The organism is Actinoplanes sp. CA-051413, assembly GCF_050955795.1.
Taxonomy (GTDB): Bacteria; Actinomycetota; Actinomycetes; order Mycobacteriales; family Micromonosporaceae; genus Actinoplanes.
This window is the reverse complement of the sequence record NZ_CP192100.1, coordinates 2,714,488-2,729,860: the sequence shown is the minus strand read 5'-3', so window position 1 is coordinate 2,729,860 and position 15,373 is coordinate 2,714,488. Positions and strand designations below refer to the sequence as shown.

General features: G+C 69.2%; 15 protein-coding genes. 7 read left to right on the top strand and 8 right to left on the bottom strand.

All coding sequences use genetic code 11. The features are described 5' to 3' along the window. Positions 1-11: 11 nt before the first annotated feature. Positions 12-2,696 (bottom strand): LuxR C-terminal-related transcriptional regulator, encoded by a 2,685-nt coding sequence (locus ACQP2Y_RS12995; RefSeq protein WP_433727669.1) that lies wholly within the window; start codon positions 2,694-2,696, stop codon positions 12-14. Between the two features lie 170 nt (positions 2,697-2,866). Continuing rightward, positions 2,867-5,353, bottom strand: coding sequence for a LuxR C-terminal-related transcriptional regulator (locus ACQP2Y_RS12990; RefSeq protein WP_433727667.1), 2,487 nt, complete (start codon positions 5,351-5,353; stop codon positions 2,867-2,869). Between the two features lie 489 nt (positions 5,354-5,842). Between ACQP2Y_RS12990 and ACQP2Y_RS12985 the strand changes: the two genes are divergently transcribed. From ACQP2Y_RS12985 to ACQP2Y_RS12965, 5 genes are all read left to right on the top strand, one after another. Continuing rightward, the gene (locus ACQP2Y_RS12985) at positions 5,843-5,992 is read left to right on the top strand and encodes a hypothetical protein (protein ID WP_433727666.1); all 150 of its coding nucleotides are present in this window, start codon (positions 5,843-5,845) and stop codon (positions 5,990-5,992) included. 3 nt (positions 5,993-5,995) lie between these two features. Further along, entirely contained in the window at positions 5,996-6,247 is a 252-nt protein-coding gene (locus ACQP2Y_RS12980; protein WP_433727664.1) for a hypothetical protein, read from the top strand. Positions 6,248-6,369: 122 nt separating this feature from the next. Further along, positions 6,370-8,004: an MFS transporter gene (locus ACQP2Y_RS12975; protein ID WP_433727662.1), complete on the top strand. Its 1,635-nt coding sequence runs from the start codon at positions 6,370-6,372 to the stop codon at positions 8,002-8,004. An 85-nt stretch (positions 8,005-8,089) separates the two neighbouring features. Next, complete coding sequence (locus ACQP2Y_RS12970; RefSeq protein WP_433727660.1) at positions 8,090-8,533, top strand: DUF6325 family protein; 444 nt, start codon at positions 8,090-8,092, stop codon at positions 8,531-8,533. Between the two features lie 31 nt (positions 8,534-8,564). Next, complete coding sequence (locus ACQP2Y_RS12965) at positions 8,565-8,816, top strand: SHOCT domain-containing protein (RefSeq protein WP_433727658.1); 252 nt, start codon at positions 8,565-8,567, stop codon at positions 8,814-8,816. A 180-nt stretch (positions 8,817-8,996) separates the two neighbouring features. On the opposite strand, the gene ACQP2Y_RS12960 is transcribed toward ACQP2Y_RS12965, so the two are convergent. From ACQP2Y_RS12960 to ACQP2Y_RS12945, 4 genes are all read right to left on the bottom strand, one after another. Then, positions 8,997-9,875, bottom strand: coding sequence for a YhjD/YihY/BrkB family envelope integrity protein (locus tag ACQP2Y_RS12960; RefSeq protein WP_433727656.1), 879 nt, complete (start codon positions 9,873-9,875; stop codon positions 8,997-8,999). A 44-nt stretch (positions 9,876-9,919) separates the two neighbouring features. After that, a complete protein-coding gene (locus tag ACQP2Y_RS12955; protein WP_433727654.1) occupies positions 9,920-10,399 on the bottom strand; it encodes a DUF7144 family membrane protein in 480 nt (159 codons plus the stop codon). Between the two features lie 23 nt (positions 10,400-10,422). Beyond that, on the bottom strand, positions 10,423-10,818 hold the full coding sequence (locus ACQP2Y_RS12950) for an STAS/SEC14 domain-containing protein (RefSeq protein ID WP_433727652.1): 396 nt from the start codon (positions 10,816-10,818) through the stop codon (positions 10,423-10,425). A gap of 78 nt (positions 10,819-10,896) precedes the next feature. Then, on the bottom strand, positions 10,897-11,577 hold the full coding sequence (locus ACQP2Y_RS12945; protein WP_433727649.1) for a potassium channel family protein: 681 nt from the start codon (positions 11,575-11,577) through the stop codon (positions 10,897-10,899). A 188-nt stretch (positions 11,578-11,765) separates the two neighbouring features. Between ACQP2Y_RS12945 and ACQP2Y_RS12940 the strand changes: the two genes are divergently transcribed. Next, positions 11,766-12,848, top strand: coding sequence for a hypothetical protein (locus tag ACQP2Y_RS12940; RefSeq protein ID WP_433727646.1), 1,083 nt, complete (start codon positions 11,766-11,768; stop codon positions 12,846-12,848). 196 nt (positions 12,849-13,044) lie between these two features. Here ACQP2Y_RS12940 and ACQP2Y_RS12935 read toward each other — a convergent pair whose 3' ends face one another. Continuing rightward, positions 13,045-13,548 carry a DUF1269 domain-containing protein gene (locus ACQP2Y_RS12935; RefSeq protein WP_433727644.1) on the bottom strand — a complete coding sequence of 168 codons (504 nt, stop codon included), beginning with the start codon at positions 13,546-13,548 and terminating at the stop codon, positions 13,045-13,047. A 167-nt stretch (positions 13,549-13,715) separates the two neighbouring features. Here ACQP2Y_RS12935 and ACQP2Y_RS12930 point away from each other — a divergent pair, with 167 nt between their 5' ends. Next, the gene (locus tag ACQP2Y_RS12930) at positions 13,716-14,201 is read left to right on the top strand and encodes a DUF1269 domain-containing protein (protein WP_433727642.1); all 486 of its coding nucleotides are present in this window, start codon (positions 13,716-13,718) and stop codon (positions 14,199-14,201) included. Between the two features lie 14 nt (positions 14,202-14,215). On the opposite strand, the gene ACQP2Y_RS12925 is transcribed toward ACQP2Y_RS12930, so the two are convergent. Next, positions 14,216-14,731: a DUF1269 domain-containing protein gene (locus ACQP2Y_RS12925; RefSeq protein WP_433727640.1), complete on the bottom strand. Its 516-nt coding sequence runs from the start codon at positions 14,729-14,731 to the stop codon at positions 14,216-14,218. Between the last annotated feature and the right edge of the window lie 642 nt (positions 14,732-15,373).

Below are 15,373 nucleotides of genomic sequence, written 5' to 3'. Positions count from 1 at the left end.
GGTACGCGGGCTCAGACGATTCCCAGCGCTCGGGCCCGGCGTACCGCCTCGTTGCGCCGCGACGCGGCGAGCTTGCGCAGGATGCTCCGCACGTGGGTCTTGACCGTGTTGACCGACAGGTACATGGCGTCGGCGATCTCCTCGGTGCCCATCATCGCGGCGAGATGCCGAAGCACCTGGAGTTCGCGTTCGCTGAGCGAGTCGACGACGATCGGCTTGTCGGCGGCCGGGGCGCCCACCGTGGGATTGCGGGCCCTTGCCGGTGACGAGGCGCCGAGCGCCTGATAGCCGGCCGCCAGCTCGGTGTCGTTGCGTAACAGGTGGCGCAGCCAGGGCCCGGCCTGGTGGAAGGCGCGTCGATGACCGTCCGCTGCGCCGAGGGCCAGAGCCTGTCCCAACGCGTCGCGCACGGTGCTCGCCTCGCCGCTTTCCCCCGCGACGACCGCCACGAGCAGCCAGGCCTCGATCAGCAACGGCGAAGGCAGACCCGCTGTCTCGACGACCGGCCGGATCACCTCGCGCGCCTGCCGCGCATCACCGCGCGCCACGAGGGCGGCGGCGCTCACGACTGCTGCCTCGGCCGGCGCGGCGGACGCGAGCTCCCGGCTGGTGGCCAGTGCTTCGTCCGGCTGTCCCATGGCCACGTGCAGCCGGGCCACGTCGAAGGTGACCTCCCGGACCAGCCACTCCGGCTGCGCTACGCCCGTGTCGGATCGCACGGTGCCGAGCGCTCGTGCCGCGCCGCGAAGCTCACCCCGGCCGCTGAGCAGCCGCGATCGCACGAGCGCGATCGCGGTTGTGGTCAGCGGATCGTCCGCGGCCGGCACGCCGGCCTCCGCGGCCCGTAGATGACGCCAGGCGTCGGCCACGATCCACCTCTCGCTCGCCACCCAGGCGAGCACGGCCGAGGCTGCCGACGAGGGGCGCGGCGGCATGCGGCGGTGCTGTCCGACCAGGTGGATCGCACGGGCGGCCGCGTCGGCGGCCTCCTGCAACCGGCCCTGGTAGGCGTAGGCCAGCGCGAGCTGTTCCAGCCCGGCGAGCCGGATTCCTTCGCACCCGGCGGGCTGCACTCCCCCGGCAGCCTCCGTCAGCGTGACGACGGCATCGGCGAGTGCACCCGAGCGATTCTGCGCCGTTCCCTTGGTGACCAGCAAGACCGTGCGCAATTCCGGATGAGCGGCGACGGCGGCCGGCGATGCCAGTGCGAGGAGGGCCCCCGCCGTACCGGCCGCGCACAATGCCCGAGCGTCGTCATGACGCTTCAGCGCGGCCACCGCATCGAGCAGTGCCACCGTCAGCCGCATCGGCACCGATGACTCCGAGGATGCGGGGTCGACGCGGTTCAGCTGCCGCACCGCTTCTCCGTCCTCGCCGGCGGTGAGGGCCTTCGCGGCGAGCACCATGGCGGCCTGTGGTCCATCCGCGTCGGCCGGCATGGCGAGGAACAACCGGCGGAGCCGATCGGCGTCCTCACCCAGCAGCCGGCCGACAGAAAGGTCCTCGACCAGGATCGCGCAGGCGTACTCCCAGTCGCCGGCGGCGACCGCGTGCCGGATCGCGTCGGTGCTCTGGTCGTGGGCGGCGTACCAGGCCGTCGCTCGGCGATGCAGCTGCGTGACCTGTTCCGGCTTCTCGTACGCCAGTTGAGCGCGCAGCAGCTCGGCGAAGAGCCGGTGGTAACGGTGCACCGTGGAGCGGGCGGCGACCGGCTGGACGAAGGCGTTGGCGCGTTCCAGCACGGTGATGATGTGCCGCGCGTCGCCCTGCTGGATCAACGCCTCGGCCAGCTCCGCGGTGAAGTCGTCGACGATGCTCGTCCGCAGCAGGAAGTCGCGAATCTCCGGCGGTTGGGCGGCGAGCACCTCGCCGAGGAAGTACTCGGCGATGTTCGCGTCGTCGCCGGCGATCGTGACGACCAGTTCCTCCGCGTCCGCGCGTCCCTTCATGGCCAGGGCGAAGAGCCGGAGACCGACCGCCCAGCCCTCGGTCCGCTCGACCAGCGCGCCGATCGCCCAGTCCGGCAGCTCCACGGCGTGCCCGGCCAGCAGGGTGGCCGTTTCGTCCGTGGTGAAGGCCAGGTCTTCGCCGCGGATCTCGCTGAGTTTGCCGTTCAGGCGATAGCGGTACAGCGGCAGCGGCGGGTCCCACCGGCCGACCAGCACGATGCGCAGATGGTGATCGGCGTGCCGCAGCAGCGCGTCGAGTTCCTCCGCGAGCTGCCGGTCGGCGAGCACCGACGCACTGTCGAGCACGAGTACCACCACCGGCTGCTGCGCGGCGGCGAGATCTGCTGCCAGCCGCGCCAGCATGGGCCGGTCGAAGCCGGCGCTGTGGGCCGCTTCCTCGATCGGCGGGGAAAGCACGATGCCGCTGCGGCGCAGACCTTCGATCAGATAGGGCCAGAAGACGGCCGAGTCGTTGTCACCGTCCTCGAGGCTGATCCAGATGACCGGTCCGGGTGCCGCCCCGGACGCCACCCACGACGCCGCCAGTTGGGTCTTGCCGCAGCCCGGCGGGCCGGTCACCACGGTGATCGGGTTGCGCACGGCGCGGGAGAGCTGGTCGAGCAGACGTCCTCGATCGACCATGAACGGCGGCGCCTCCGGCACGGTCAGTTTTGATGCGAGCAGTGGGTCGGTCGGTGTCGTCTGTTCGGCGGCGGGCACGGCACCGATCGTCATATCGCTCGTCACGGCTTAGCCTCGTTTACTGGTCGCGTCCAGCGTTTGGCCCGGCACGTATGGGGGAACGCACCTCGGTTCAGGGTTTAGCAGCGACAGACACCGCGCATCGTCCACATGGGGTGAGTGACTCCCCGGCACCGGCGCGCCTGGTCGCAGCCCCATCGGGACACGACAAAGCCCTACAAGAGCCCCAGCTCTCGGCCTCGCTCCACGGCTTCACGACGCTGAGTGACGCCGAGCTTACGATAGAGCGACCGCAGATGCGCCTTGACGGTGTTCACAGATACATACATCTCCGCGGCTATGTCCTGGTTCTTCAGCATGGTGGGCAGGTAGCGCAGAACGTCCAGCTCTCGCGCCGTGAGGTCATCGGCCTCCGACCCCGCCGCTGTGGTCGCCCCGTCCACCGCCAGGTCGGTGAGCAGGCCCGCCACAAACGGTGACTGCTGCGGCACCAGCCACTGGTAGCGCTCCATCAGACCGGCAATCGTGTGGCGCTCGGCGCCGAGAAACGGCCGGCGGATGTTCTGCGGCTCCGCCAGCGCGACCGCCCGGGCGAAGGCGTCGACCGACCGGTTGCTCTGCCGCAGCGCGTCCTCCACCAGGCTGGTGGTCACCCAGGTCTCGACCGCGACCGCGACGTCAGGCGCGGATCGTTGCAGCGGCACCAGCACCGCCTCGGCCGCCTCCGGGGCGCCGAGGGCAAGGTGCGCGCGCGCCAGGCACACCCGCATCCGGGGAGCGTCCTTCACCCGGTCCGGATAGTCCATCCGGTCGAGCACCGCGTCGGGATTGCCGGCGACCAGTTCCAGCTCGGCCCGGGCGACCGCCAGCCAAAGGGCCAGCAGAAGCGGAACCGGGGCACCGTCGATGTCCGACTCGACACGGTCCGCGACGAGCCGGGCGGCGTCGACCCGGCGTCGGGCGAGCAGGAGCCGCAGTTCGGTGATCCGCAGAGCCGGCAGCTGGATCGGCTCGGGATCCGCCTGTTGAGCCGCGAGTCCCTCCTCGAGAGCGCCATCGGCGGCGTCAAGATCGTCCCACTCCAGGTCGACCATCGCCGACGCCAGGTACGCGGGCACGACCTGCAACCTCGAACGCCAGCCACGCTTCGTGGCAAGATCGAGAGCGACGCCCGCATACCTGCGTGCCCCGTGCAAGGCCCCCTGCGCAGCCGCGACCAGAGCGAGGTGGCTCGCCGCGTTGAGCTGGGTGAACTCGGCGCCGACCGCCTGGGCCATCGCCATGCCCGAACGGAGCCGGGTATCGGCCTGCCGGAGGTTTCCCAGCCAGAACAATCCCACGCCTGCCTGGTTGAAGGCGATCGCCCGGTATTCCCGGGCGCGGAAGAACTGTGCCGGTGACAGCTCCAACAGCCGGGAGAGTGCGTCCTCAGCCGCCTCGACCAGGGCAGCCATGTCGCCGCGCGATCTCGCCAGCGCAGCGTCCATCGAGCGCGCCATGACCTCGACGGAGTCCTGGAGGTCGGCCTGCTCGTGCACCAGCAGGACGCGGGCGCGGGCGACCCGGGCGCTTACCGCGCCGTAGTCGGCGCGATCATAGGCGACGAGGGCGGAACACAACTCGAGCGCCGCGGTGGCGGACAGCTCCGTCGCGGGGATCCGGTTCAACAGCTCGATGAGGCGGCGGCGGTCCACGGAGACGATCCGTGGACCGGCCCTGGTCACCACCAGACGTCCGACCAGCAGCCAGTCCTGAGCGGCGACGGCATGAGCGAGCGCGGCGAGCACCGCATCCTGCTCCGCGAACCAGCCGGAGGCCCTGCGGTGAAGCTCGCGGAAGAGCTCCGGCGTCTCCATGCGCACCTGATGGCGCAGCAGACCGGCGAGCAGGCCGTGGCACCGGAACCAGCCGGACGGAGAATCGATCTCCGTGACGAAGGCGTTCGACCTGGCCAGCAGCTCCAGGGTCAGTTGCCCGTCGGTGTCGCCGGTGAGCGCGTCGGCCAGATCGCCGGACAGTTGCTCCGCCACACACATGTGCCGCAGGAAGCGTCGGACGTGCGGTGTCATCGTGGACAGGACCTCGTCCGTCAGGTAGGCGGCGACGGTGCGCTCACTGCCCGAGAACTCGGCGAGGCCGGCCTTCGTACCCCGGTCGCGCAGCAGTCTCCCGGCCAGGACCAGACCGGTGGCCCAGCCCTCGGCAAGACCGATGACCGTTTCGGCCTCGGCGGGGCCGAGTCGCAGACCGTAGCCGGCCAGCAGCTCGCCGGCCTCGTCGGCGGTGAAGTCGAGCTCGGCGGCGCGGATCTCCACCACCGCCCGGCGCAGGCGGGGCCGGCGCATCGGCAGTGCCCGCTCGACCCGGGTGGTGACCACCAGCCGCAGTTGAGACACCGGATAGCGCAGGAAGAAGGCCAACGACTTCAGGACCCGGGGGTTCGAGATCTCGTGCAGATCGTCGAGGACCAACACCACCGGCGCGGGCAGCTCGGCGACGGCGCCGGCGACCCGGCGCAAAAATGTCTCGTCGACGCGACGTCCCGGGCGGAGCCGCCCCAACCGATGGCCGTCGGGGACCGCGCCGGTGGCCCGCAGGGCAGCGAGCAGATAGGCCCAGAACGCGCTGGGGCTGTTGTCGAAGCTGTCCAGCGAGAGCCACGCAACCGGTTCCGACGTGTGGCCGGCGGCCCAGGCCGCCACGAGTGAAGTCTTGCCCGAACCGGGACCGGCACAGACGACGGTCACCTCTCCGCACACGCCCTCATCGAGCCGGTGCAACAGCCGGCGCCGATCGATCGCCGGATACGGTATCGGCGGTGGTCTGAGCTTGGCCGCTAGCAGCTCCCCCGCACTCTCCATCCGCGACGCTGCCTCGCGGTGTGGGATGCGCCTCTGCCGGCCCGCCATGCTCGGTCTCGCGCCTCCCGCTGTTGCGTCGCACCTGGCTAAGCCCCTGACAGTAGTGGAAGTCGCATGGGGTGATCGTCCTCTCGGACGTGTGCCGAAACACGTCAGACGGGCCACCCGCCATCCGCGGAGGGCGATCCGCGGCGGCCATGAGCGGCGCACGATGTGGCGATGAACCCGCCAGCCGAGCGGTCCGATACCTCGCCGGTACGCGCGCTGTACCAGCTGAGAGTCGCTGGGCCCATCCCGTCAGATCTGGTTCGTGACCTTGAAGGACTACAAATGTCGGTCGAACCGGCAGAGACCGTCCTCTACGGCACGCTGGCCGATCAGTCGGCGCTTTTCGGGTTGTTGGCCCGCATTCATGATTTGGGCCTGCAGCTGCTGGAGGTACGACGGCTGACGGACCTCGGCCCACCCGAGAAAGGATGACCCGTGCCCAGCAAACCGACCCAGAGCGAGCACATGAAACAGACCTATCGCATTCGCGTGTCGGATCGACTCGGACCGGCTCTGTGCGGAGCCTTCGCCGGCATGCGGGCCGAGGTGGTGCCCCGGCAGACCGTGATCGAGGGATGGCTGTCCCGGGAGGAATTCCACGCCCTGCTGCGGCGCGTCGAACAGGTCGGCATTCAGCTTGTCGCCATCGAACGGGCGACCGAAGACCGGCCCTGTCCGGACCGGTAGCGCCGGACGTAACCGGCTCATCCTGTTCGGATGACGCCGGGGTCACAACCACCGATCCATCCTGGCGACATGCCGATCCCCGCCTTCCGCCTCCGGTCCGACGAGGGATGAGGTATCCACCCATGGTCTCCACCGCACAACCGGTCGCCGGGCGGGCCGCGTCCGGCTCGGGACTCGTCCTGCTGACGTTGGCGTCCGGCCAGTTCCTGATGGCGTTGGACAGCTCGGTGATGAACGTGTCGATTGCCACGGTGGCCGACGACCTGGGCACGACGGTCACCGGCATCCAGACCGCGATCACCCTGTATACCCTGGTCATGGCGTCCTTGATGATCACCGGCGGCAAGATCGGGCAGATTCTGGGCCGCAAACGCGCCTTCGCCATCGGCTGCATGATCTACGGATGCGGCTCGTTGATCACCGCGATCGCCCCGAACCTCGGCGTGCTGCTGATCGGCTGGTCGGTGCTCGAGGGCGTCGGCGCGGCGCTGATCATGCCGGCCATCGTCGCGCTGGTGGCCTCGAACTTCAGCCGCGCCGATCGACCCCGCGCCTACGGTCTGGTCGCGGCGTCCGGCGCGATCGCGGTGGCGGTCGGCCCGTTGATCGGCGGGCTGCTCACCACGTACGCGTCCTGGCGCTGGGTGTTCGCCGGCGAGGTGATCCTGGTCCTGGGCATCGTCGTGCTGGCCAGACGGATGGCCGATGTGCCGGCCGATCGCGGCGCCCGGCTGGACCCGGTCGGCACGCTGCTGTCGGCCACCGGGCTCGGGCTGGTGGTGTTCGGCGTCATCCGGGCCGGCGCATGGGGTTTCGTCAGTCCCAAGCCCGGTGCCCCCAGCTTGTTCGGCCTCTCCCCCGTGCTCTGGCTGGTCCTCACCGGTGGACTGGTCCTGCTCGGCTTCCTGCGCTGGGAGCGCGGGCGTCAGCGAAACGGCGCCGCCGTGCTGATCGACCCGGCGATGCTCGGCAACAAACTGCTCCGCGGCGGGCTGACCTCGTTCTTCTTCCAGTACCTGCTGCAGGCCGGCCTGTTCTTCGTGGTGCCGCTGTTCCTGTCCATCGCGATGGGCCTGTCAGCCGTCGACACCGGCCTGCGGATCCTGCCGCTGTCGATCGCCCTGCTGGCGTCGGCGGTCGGCATTCCGAAGCTCTTCCCCGACGTCTCACCGCGCTTGGTGGTCCGGCTCGGGTTCCTGTCGCTGTTCGTGGGGATCGTCTCGCTCGCCGCCGCTCTCGAGGTGGGAGTGCAAGCCGCGGTGGTCACCTGGCCGATGCTGTTCGCGGGGCTCGGCATCGGCGCGCTCGCATCGCAGCTGGGCAGTGTCACGGTCTCCGCGGTGCCTGACGAGCAGAGCGCGGAGGTCGGCGGCTTGCAGAACACTGTCACCTTCCTCGGCGCCTCGATCGGTACCGCGCTGGCCGGAGCCGTGCTGATCTCCGCCCTGAGCTCGTCCTTCTTCACCGGGATCGCGGACAACCCGGCCATCCCGCGGCAGCTGTCCTCCCAGGCCCAGGTCGACCTGGCCGGCGGCGTGCCGTTCATCCCGGACGACAAACTGGACGAGGCGCTCACCGCCGCCGGCGTGGCGGGCACGACGAAGGCCGAGATCGTCGACGAGAACCAGGCGGCCCGACTCGACGGTCTTCGGGCGGCACTGGGCGTGCTGGCGGTCATCGCGCTCATCGCGCTGTTCGTCGCCAACGGCGTCCCCCGGCGGCAGCCGCACGATGCCGAGCCGGTGAACCCTCCGTAGCTCGTCTCACCCGCTGCGGGTGACGGACCGGGGCCTTTGTTCCGGCACCTTGAGTCATGGCAGAACACGCAAACGGAGGGCTGACATGAACGACGATCTCGATGCGATGGGCCCGATCGACTATCTGGTCGTCGCCTTTCCGGGCAACCGGATGACCGGCGAAGGAATGCCACTGCTGGTGGAGCTGGTCGACCGTGGCATCATCCGCATTCTCGATCTGCTCTTCATCCGCAAAGAACTCGACGGTGCGCTGTCGGCGGTGGAGATCGCGGATCTCGACCACGACGGCAAGCTCGATCTTGCCGTCTTCGAGGGAGCTTCCTCCGGCATGCTCGGCGCCGACGACATCGCCGATGCGGGCTCCGTACTGGAGCCCGGCAGTTCCGCCGGCGTCCTGGTGTACGAGAACCTCTGGGCCGCGCCCTTCGCATCCGCCCTGCGTCGCGGCGGGGGCCAGCTGGTGGCGAGCGGCCGCATCCCGGTCCAGGCGGCTCTGGCCGCCCTGGACGCCACCGATGTCAATGTGTGACCGACTGTCAGCTCGAGAGGAGAGCCGCCCCATGCCAGGTCTACTTCGCGGGATCGCTCGCACCGCCGCCGTCGCCGGTACCGCCACCGCCGTGTCCAACCGCGTCTCGCGCCGGCAGGCCGGCCGCTGGGCCGCCAAGGCTGACCAGCCGCCCGCTCAGCAGGCTCCCGACGACACGATGAGCCAGAAGCTCGCTCAGCTCAAGGAGCTGGGTGACCTCAAGTCCCAAGGCGTGCTCAGCGATGCGGAGTTCGAGGAGCAGAAGCGACGGATCCTGGCCTGACCCGAACCTTGCCCGGCACCGAGGGACCGTTTCTGATGGGCGAAGGGGGTGTTCCGATGGCGAAGAAGTCCAAGAAGTCCAAGAAAGACAGCAAGGCCAAGAAGGCCGGCAAGAAGAAGTAGCGCTACCGGTAACACCCGTGAGGGCGTTCGGCCGATCCGGCGGAACGCCCTCCATGCGCTACGTGGCCTCGTCGCGGTCCGTGGGCCGACCGATCCGCGTCGCGCCGCCCATCTCGGCACTGATCGCAGCGATGGTCACCACCGCGAAGCAGACGACGATCAGCCACGTCAGCATGGCGAACGTGATGCCGATGATGCCGTACCGTCCGGCGTTGTTCTCGATGAGCCGGGGCATCCACAGCGCCGAGTACACACTCAGCACCGCGCTGCCGGCGCCGGCCAGGACGGACCCGGGAAGCAGCCGCCGCATGGGTACGCGCCGGGAGAGCAACAGGCTCTGCAGGAGCAGCCAGACCGCTGTGGACGTGACCACGCGCAGGACGAAGGCGAGCACGCTGCCGGCCGGCACCTGCCGCAACAGGCCGACGAGCAGCGACAGGACGAACAGAGAGCTCAGCAGCAGTCCGATCGCCGTCATGCCGTTCAACGTGCCGCGCACGCCGATCGCGGGCAGCTGCCATGCCGCCTCGTACGCACGCTGCAGCGACCGCGTGAGGCTCAGCAGCGAGAAGAGCAGGACTGCCACACCGGCCAGGGTGATCGCGCCGGTGGCGCCGGGCGGCCTCTCGAACAGAGCACGGATGGCTTCGGCGGACGCGCCGGTGACCCGGAACCGTGCGGCAAGGCTGTCCGCCAGCGCGGTCGGACCCTGGCGGGAGGCGGCGGCGGCCACCACGATCAGCAAAGGGATGATCGTCGTGAACGCCTGGCCGCCCAGCACGAGGGCACGGTCGCGGCCGTTGATGGCCCCGAAGCGGATCAGGCAGCGGACCGGCAGCGACGACTCGGCCCGGGCAAGGAGGCCGGCCCCGCGGTGTCCGCCTGCCCGGAGAAGCCGATCCCGCAGCGTCGATGGTCGGGAATTCTCGGCTGTCACGGCGACTCCTTCTCGGGGCGCACGACGTTGCTCGACGTGTCAGGTCACCTGACCTGAGGCGGTAGCTGTCCGTACAGTTCTTCGCCCCGAATACCGTCGGCCGAGCGGCTCTCGATGTCTCTGGAGCGCAGAGCCGGCCGGCTCTCCGCCCATCGCGCGCAGAGCGCGAAGAGCACGACCGTGTCCAGCGTGATCATCAGCAACGACCAGACCGGGTACGCCCCCAGCCACAGCACCTGGGCGACAGCGTGCAGGCCGATCACCACGACCGAGGCGATCCGGGCCCAGACCGCGCCGGCGAACAGCCCGAGGCCGGAGCCGAGCATCACGACGCCGAACAACACGAGCGTCCATCCCCAGGACGTCAGGTCGACGAGGATGAACTCGTCCGCGGTGGCGACCACCCGTTCATCGGCGATCAGCGCCAGGCAACCTTCGAAGATGTTGATCGAGCTGGTGACCGTCATCATGACGCCGGCGAAAACGATCCAGCCGGCCCACGCACCACCACGTCGAGTCGCCATCGGTGTCTCCTGTTCTCGTACGCTCAAGGGCGCAGGGCCAGGCCGTCGGCGTCGAGCCCTTCGGCCAACCAGCTCTTCGCGGCGGTCAGCTCCCGGACCGGGAAAGCCTTTGCCACGCCGGGCAGAAGCAGCGAGAGCGCCTTGATCGCCGGCCGGAGCCAGTCCTCGTCGCTGACCACGGCTACGCGCTCGAAGGCGGTCGGATGCCGGGCGAGGAACTTGGCGTTCTCCGAGACCGCGTCGCCCTCGAACTCCTCCATCCGGGGACCGAGGACGTAGAGCAACCGGATCTTCCCCCGCTCGGCCACCCACCCCTTCAGCGCGGGCGCGACGACTTTCTCGACATCGTCGTCGTCGACCTCGCCGACAGCCTCGAATCCGAGAGTCCCAGCCGGCATGTGGCTGATCGCCTTCAACATGGCAACTCCTTTCCGATGGCGAAACCATGTCCCGCCGGCCCCGACGCCGCATCGCCCCCCGCGGATGACGCCACCCGGTCACCGGTCGTCGGCGACATCACCGGACGGCCGGTACCGCTCGGTGCCGAACACCGACACCAGCCGGGCCACCAGAGTCACCAGGAAGATCTGGCCGAGCAGAGCCTCCAGCACTGCGAGGCTGCGCCCGGGTTGCCCGGCCGGTGTCAGATCGCCGTACCCCGTCGTGGTCAGGGTGACGAAGGCGAAGTACTGGATCGTGCTGCCGTCGGCGCGGCCACCGTCGGCGAACAACGGCCCGGTCGTGAGCGCGGCGGTGGCTGCGAACAGCGCGGAGAAGACGAAGCCGATCAGCAGGTAGGCCGACAGAGCTCCGAAGAGAGTCTGCATCGAGACCACCCGGTGGTGCAGCACCCGCCTGACGACCACGTAGACGGTGAACAGCAGGATGCCCGCCAGCCACAGCGAGGACAATCCGTCGACGAGCCGACCGGACGCGACGGCCGCGAGCGCGGCGACGATCACCGACCCGACCAGCAATCCCCCACGCAGCCGCCGGCTCCGGCGCGATGGGATGTCGGTGAATCTCAGCGCGAGGACCAGCGCGGCGGCGAAGAGCAGGATCGTCACGACCCGCGACGGTCGGCTGCTCAGGAACGCGGCGGTGAGAAAGCTCGCCAGCAACAGCGTGAAGACCAGCCCGTACCGGTCGGCGTCCGTTCTCTGTTCCGGTCCGGACACAGCTGCCCTCCCCCTCGATCACCTCCGCCTTCCCGCACAGCGAGTCTCGACGCCGACGCCGTCGAGGCCATCGCTCCCCGCGGATGAGCGTCGGATCCGTTCACCCCTGCTGGATGATCCCCTGGCGGGAGCGGGCGGGTGGGATGAAGCGGCACCTTCGCGCACCGTCTCGGCCGGGGATGGCACACATGACAGCAACGGCAACGGCGGTTTTCCTCGCGGTGGTGGCCGCGCGGTTCCTGGTCCCGCTGCTCATCCCCCGGTACCCGCTGCCGGCGATCGTCACGGCGCTGATCCTGGACGCCGTCGACCAGACCGTCTTCCAGTCGTTCGGTTTCGACCCGCCCGGCTATCAGGGTTACGACAAGGCGATGGACGTCTACTACCTGGCGGTCGCCTACCTGTCGACGATGCGCAACTGGACCAGCCGGCCGGCTGTCCAGGTAGCCCGGTTCCTCTACTTCTACCGCCTCGTCGGCGTCGTGGCGTTCGAGCTGACCGACTGGCGCCCGCTGCTGCTCATCTTCCCGAACACGTTCGAGTACTTCTTCATCGCGTACGAGGTCTACCGGTTGTTCTGGAATCCGGCCCGGATGTCGCAGCGCTCGTGGGTCATAGCGGCCGGCCTGATCTGGGTTTTCGTCAAACTGCCGCAGGAGTGGTGGATCCACATCGCCCGGCTCGACGTCACCGAGACCATCGCAGAGGTCCCGTGGTTCGGCCCGGCGATCGTCGCCGCCGTCGCCCTGCTGTGCCTGGTCTACTGGTACGCCGTGAGGCCCCGGCAGCCGGCGCCGGACTGGCACTGGCATGTCGCCGCAGACCCGCTACCGATCGGCTTCCCACGTGATCGCCAGGCGGCACCATCCGGCCGGTTGCTGTCCACCGGGACCCTGGAGAAGGTGGTTCTGGTCGGACTGCTGTGGGTGATCTTCTCGCAGGTGCTACCGGGCACCGAGGCCACGAACGGTCAGCTGTTCCTCGGCACTGCGGCGTTCGTCGTGGTGAACGCCGCCATCAGCCTGTCCACGGGCGGCACAAGACCGGCGGTGGTGGCCTTCGGGGTCCGGGTGCTGATGAACGCCGGGCTGGTCGTTGTGGCCGACCAGCTGCTGGCGCGCGCCGACGGTCAGCTGAATCTGCTCAACGCACTGTTCTTCGTGCTGCTGCTCAGCCTGCTCACCCTGCTCGACGACCGGTACCGGCCACTCTACGAGGACCGTTTCCCCACCGTACGGCCGGCCGCTCATCACACCATTCACCGGGAATGAGGTGTGCAGGTCGACTCCTGACAAACGGAACTCTCCGCAGCGACCGTCGTCGCGGCACAGAATGTCGCGGACGACCCCGAAGTGATCACCATGGTCGTGGTCGTCGGGGTGATCGTCCTGTTCGCGACGGCAGGGTCTGGACACGGGACGCCGCCCCGCAATTGCGGGGCGGCGTCCGGATCCGGCTTGGGTAACGCTATCGGAGCGCGTCCGAGCCGCCGCCGTGCAACGCCTCCTGCAGCTCCGCCTCGGTCTCCTTGGACAGCGAGGACTTGAGGACGGTGCCGCCGAACCTGCTCAGTGCCGCCACCGCCTTGTCCGGTGTGACCGACTCGAGCACCAGGAACAGGGCCGAGGTGCCGGGTTGCAACTCCGCGCGGATCCGATCGGTGAACTCCTTGTTGATCGCCCCCTTGGCGAGCTTGCCGCTGAGGGCACCGAACCCGGCGCCGATCGCCATGCCGAGGAACGGGACGAAGAAAAGTATCCCGAACAGCAGCCCCCAGAACATGCCCCACGAGGTGCCGCCGGCCACCGCATGATGGCTCGTTGTCACGTGGAACTTGCCCTCCCGATCCCGGATGATCGCGGCGATCGCGTCCGGCTGGATGATCAGATCCTTGGCCAGACGGTGTGCCTCGAGTGACGCCGCCGTCGCCGTGGTCTCGTCGGGATACCCGATAGCGACCAATGTTGCCATGTCTCTCTCCTCCCGCACCCTGCTGTCCAGCTCAGTCAGCCACGGTGTTCAGCGGCGATCCTCATTCCGCGCGGATGAAAGCCCGCCATCCCGCCCAAGGGCTCAGCCACCGGTTACCCCACCAGGGATGAGGTGCGGGCGGAACGGCAGGGCCGACCATGACGGTCATGACGACGTTCACGGTATGGAAGTTCGACGAACCCGATCACGCGGAAAGGGCCGCCTCGATCCTGGAGCACGCCGCCGGGGAAGGCCTGGTGACGATCATCGACCGCGCAGTGGTCGTCTGGCCCAAAGGCGCGTCCAAGCCCGAAACCCACCACGAGCATGAGAGCACGTGGCGGCACACCGGCTGGGGCGCGTTCTGGGGAATCGTGGTCGGCGGCCTCTTCTTCGTCCCGGTGGTCGGCGGTGCGGTCGGCGCCGGCATCGGCGCTCTGGTCAAGGCCACCGAGGGCACCGGCATCAACCGCGATCAGCTGGAGCGCATCCGCACCGAGGTCACCGAGGGCACCTCGGCACTGTTCCTGGTCACCGACCACGGTGACCTGGACCGGCTCGGCGAGCGGTTCCGCGGCCTGCACCAGAAACTGATCGCCACCAACCTCACCGAGCAGGAGCGGGAAATCCTGCTGGAAACCTTCGGGCGCTGATCCGTACCGGGTCATCACACTTTGTTGGGGCGTACGTCCGTCGCCGTGGATCCGTGCAGTGCCTCCCGCAGCTCAGCCTCCGCCTGCTCCGAAAGCGAGGACTTGAGGACGGTTCCGCCGAAGCCGCTGAGGGATTCGGCTGCCTTGTCAGGTGCTGCGCTCCCCAATACCAGGAACAAGGCGGACGTGCCCGGCTTGACCAGGTCGCGTACCTGATTCTGGAAGTCTTCGTCGATTCCGTTCCGGGCGACCTTGGCGATCAGCGTGCCCAGGCCGGCGCCGATCGCCATGCCGAGGAACGGGATGAAGAAGATCACCCCGAAGAGCAGACCCCAGTACATCCCCCAGGAGGCACCCGCACCGACCGCGTGGTGGCTGGTCTGAACATGGAATCTGCCGTCCGCGTCGCGGCGGATCGCCGCGATGGCGTCCGGTTCGATGGTCAGGTCCCGCGCCAGGCGGTGTGCCTCCTTCGCGGCCGCCGCGGCGGTAGTCTCGTCTGGATAGCCGATCGCGACCAGAGTAGACATGTGTGTCCCTCCCCTTCTGGGCTCGTCCGGCAGGCCCCGGTGAGCGGCTTGTCACATAGTGAGAGCCCTGCGCGGTGTCCGAGGTCTCCCGCAACCGAGGAAAGCCCATGGCGGTGCGGCAACGGCTCATCCCGTCCGCATGAGCGCCGCGGGCTGGCGGGCGGGGGCCGGAGCAGACGCCACTGACGGCGCCGAACAGCCCGGCGATCGAGTCGGCACCCAGCCGGGACGGTCTACCCGCACGGTTCTTCACTCGCGGCTGTCGCCATCCGGTCTCCCCGCCGCTGTCACACTTGCGCCGGAGCAGCGCGAACAACACGCGCGTACGTCGGCGTGCAGCCCGATCAGTCTCCTCAGCAGGAGCAGCTCGCCGACGTGGTCACGCTCCTCGTCCTCACCGCATGCCGACTGGGGAATCCGGCACCGATGCCGTCTCGGTGACGTGCTCTGCGCCGGCCGCGCCGGCTGCGGGGACCGGCCGTCGGGAGCGCAGCACGCGACGCAGGCTCGCGGCCACATCGGCCTTCGGGTACGCGGCTCGCCAAGCCACGACTCCTTGACAGACGCCCCACGCCGCCGCGCTCCCCGCCATCGCGGCAATGAAAATCCCGGCCACCGGCTGAGGCGGTGGCGCAGGCGTCG

Coding starts and splice junctions, on each gene's coding strand:
- ACQP2Y_RS12985 (WP_433727666.1), top strand. CDS start 5,843: ATGTCGGTCGAACCGGCAGAGACCGTCCTCTACGGCACGCTGGCCGAT.
- ACQP2Y_RS12955 (WP_433727654.1), bottom strand. CDS start 10,399: ATGGCGACTCGACGTGGTGGTGCGTGGGCCGGCTGGATCGTTTTCGCC.
- ACQP2Y_RS12970 (WP_433727660.1), top strand. CDS start 8,090: ATGAACGACGATCTCGATGCGATGGGCCCGATCGACTATCTGGTCGTC.
- ACQP2Y_RS12925 (WP_433727640.1), bottom strand. CDS start 14,731: ATGTCTACTCTGGTCGCGATCGGCTATCCAGACGAGACTACCGCCGCG.
- ACQP2Y_RS12965 (WP_433727658.1), top strand. CDS start 8,565: ATGCCAGGTCTACTTCGCGGGATCGCTCGCACCGCCGCCGTCGCCGGT.
- ACQP2Y_RS12935 (WP_433727644.1), bottom strand. CDS start 13,548: ATGGCAACATTGGTCGCTATCGGGTATCCCGACGAGACCACGGCGACG.
- ACQP2Y_RS12930 (WP_433727642.1), top strand. CDS start 13,716: ATGACGACGTTCACGGTATGGAAGTTCGACGAACCCGATCACGCGGAA.
- ACQP2Y_RS12940 (WP_433727646.1), top strand. CDS start 11,766: ATGACAGCAACGGCAACGGCGGTTTTCCTCGCGGTGGTGGCCGCGCGG.
- ACQP2Y_RS12950 (WP_433727652.1), bottom strand. CDS start 10,818: ATGTTGAAGGCGATCAGCCACATGCCGGCTGGGACTCTCGGATTCGAG.
- ACQP2Y_RS12975 (WP_433727662.1), top strand. CDS start 6,370: ATGGTCTCCACCGCACAACCGGTCGCCGGGCGGGCCGCGTCCGGCTCG.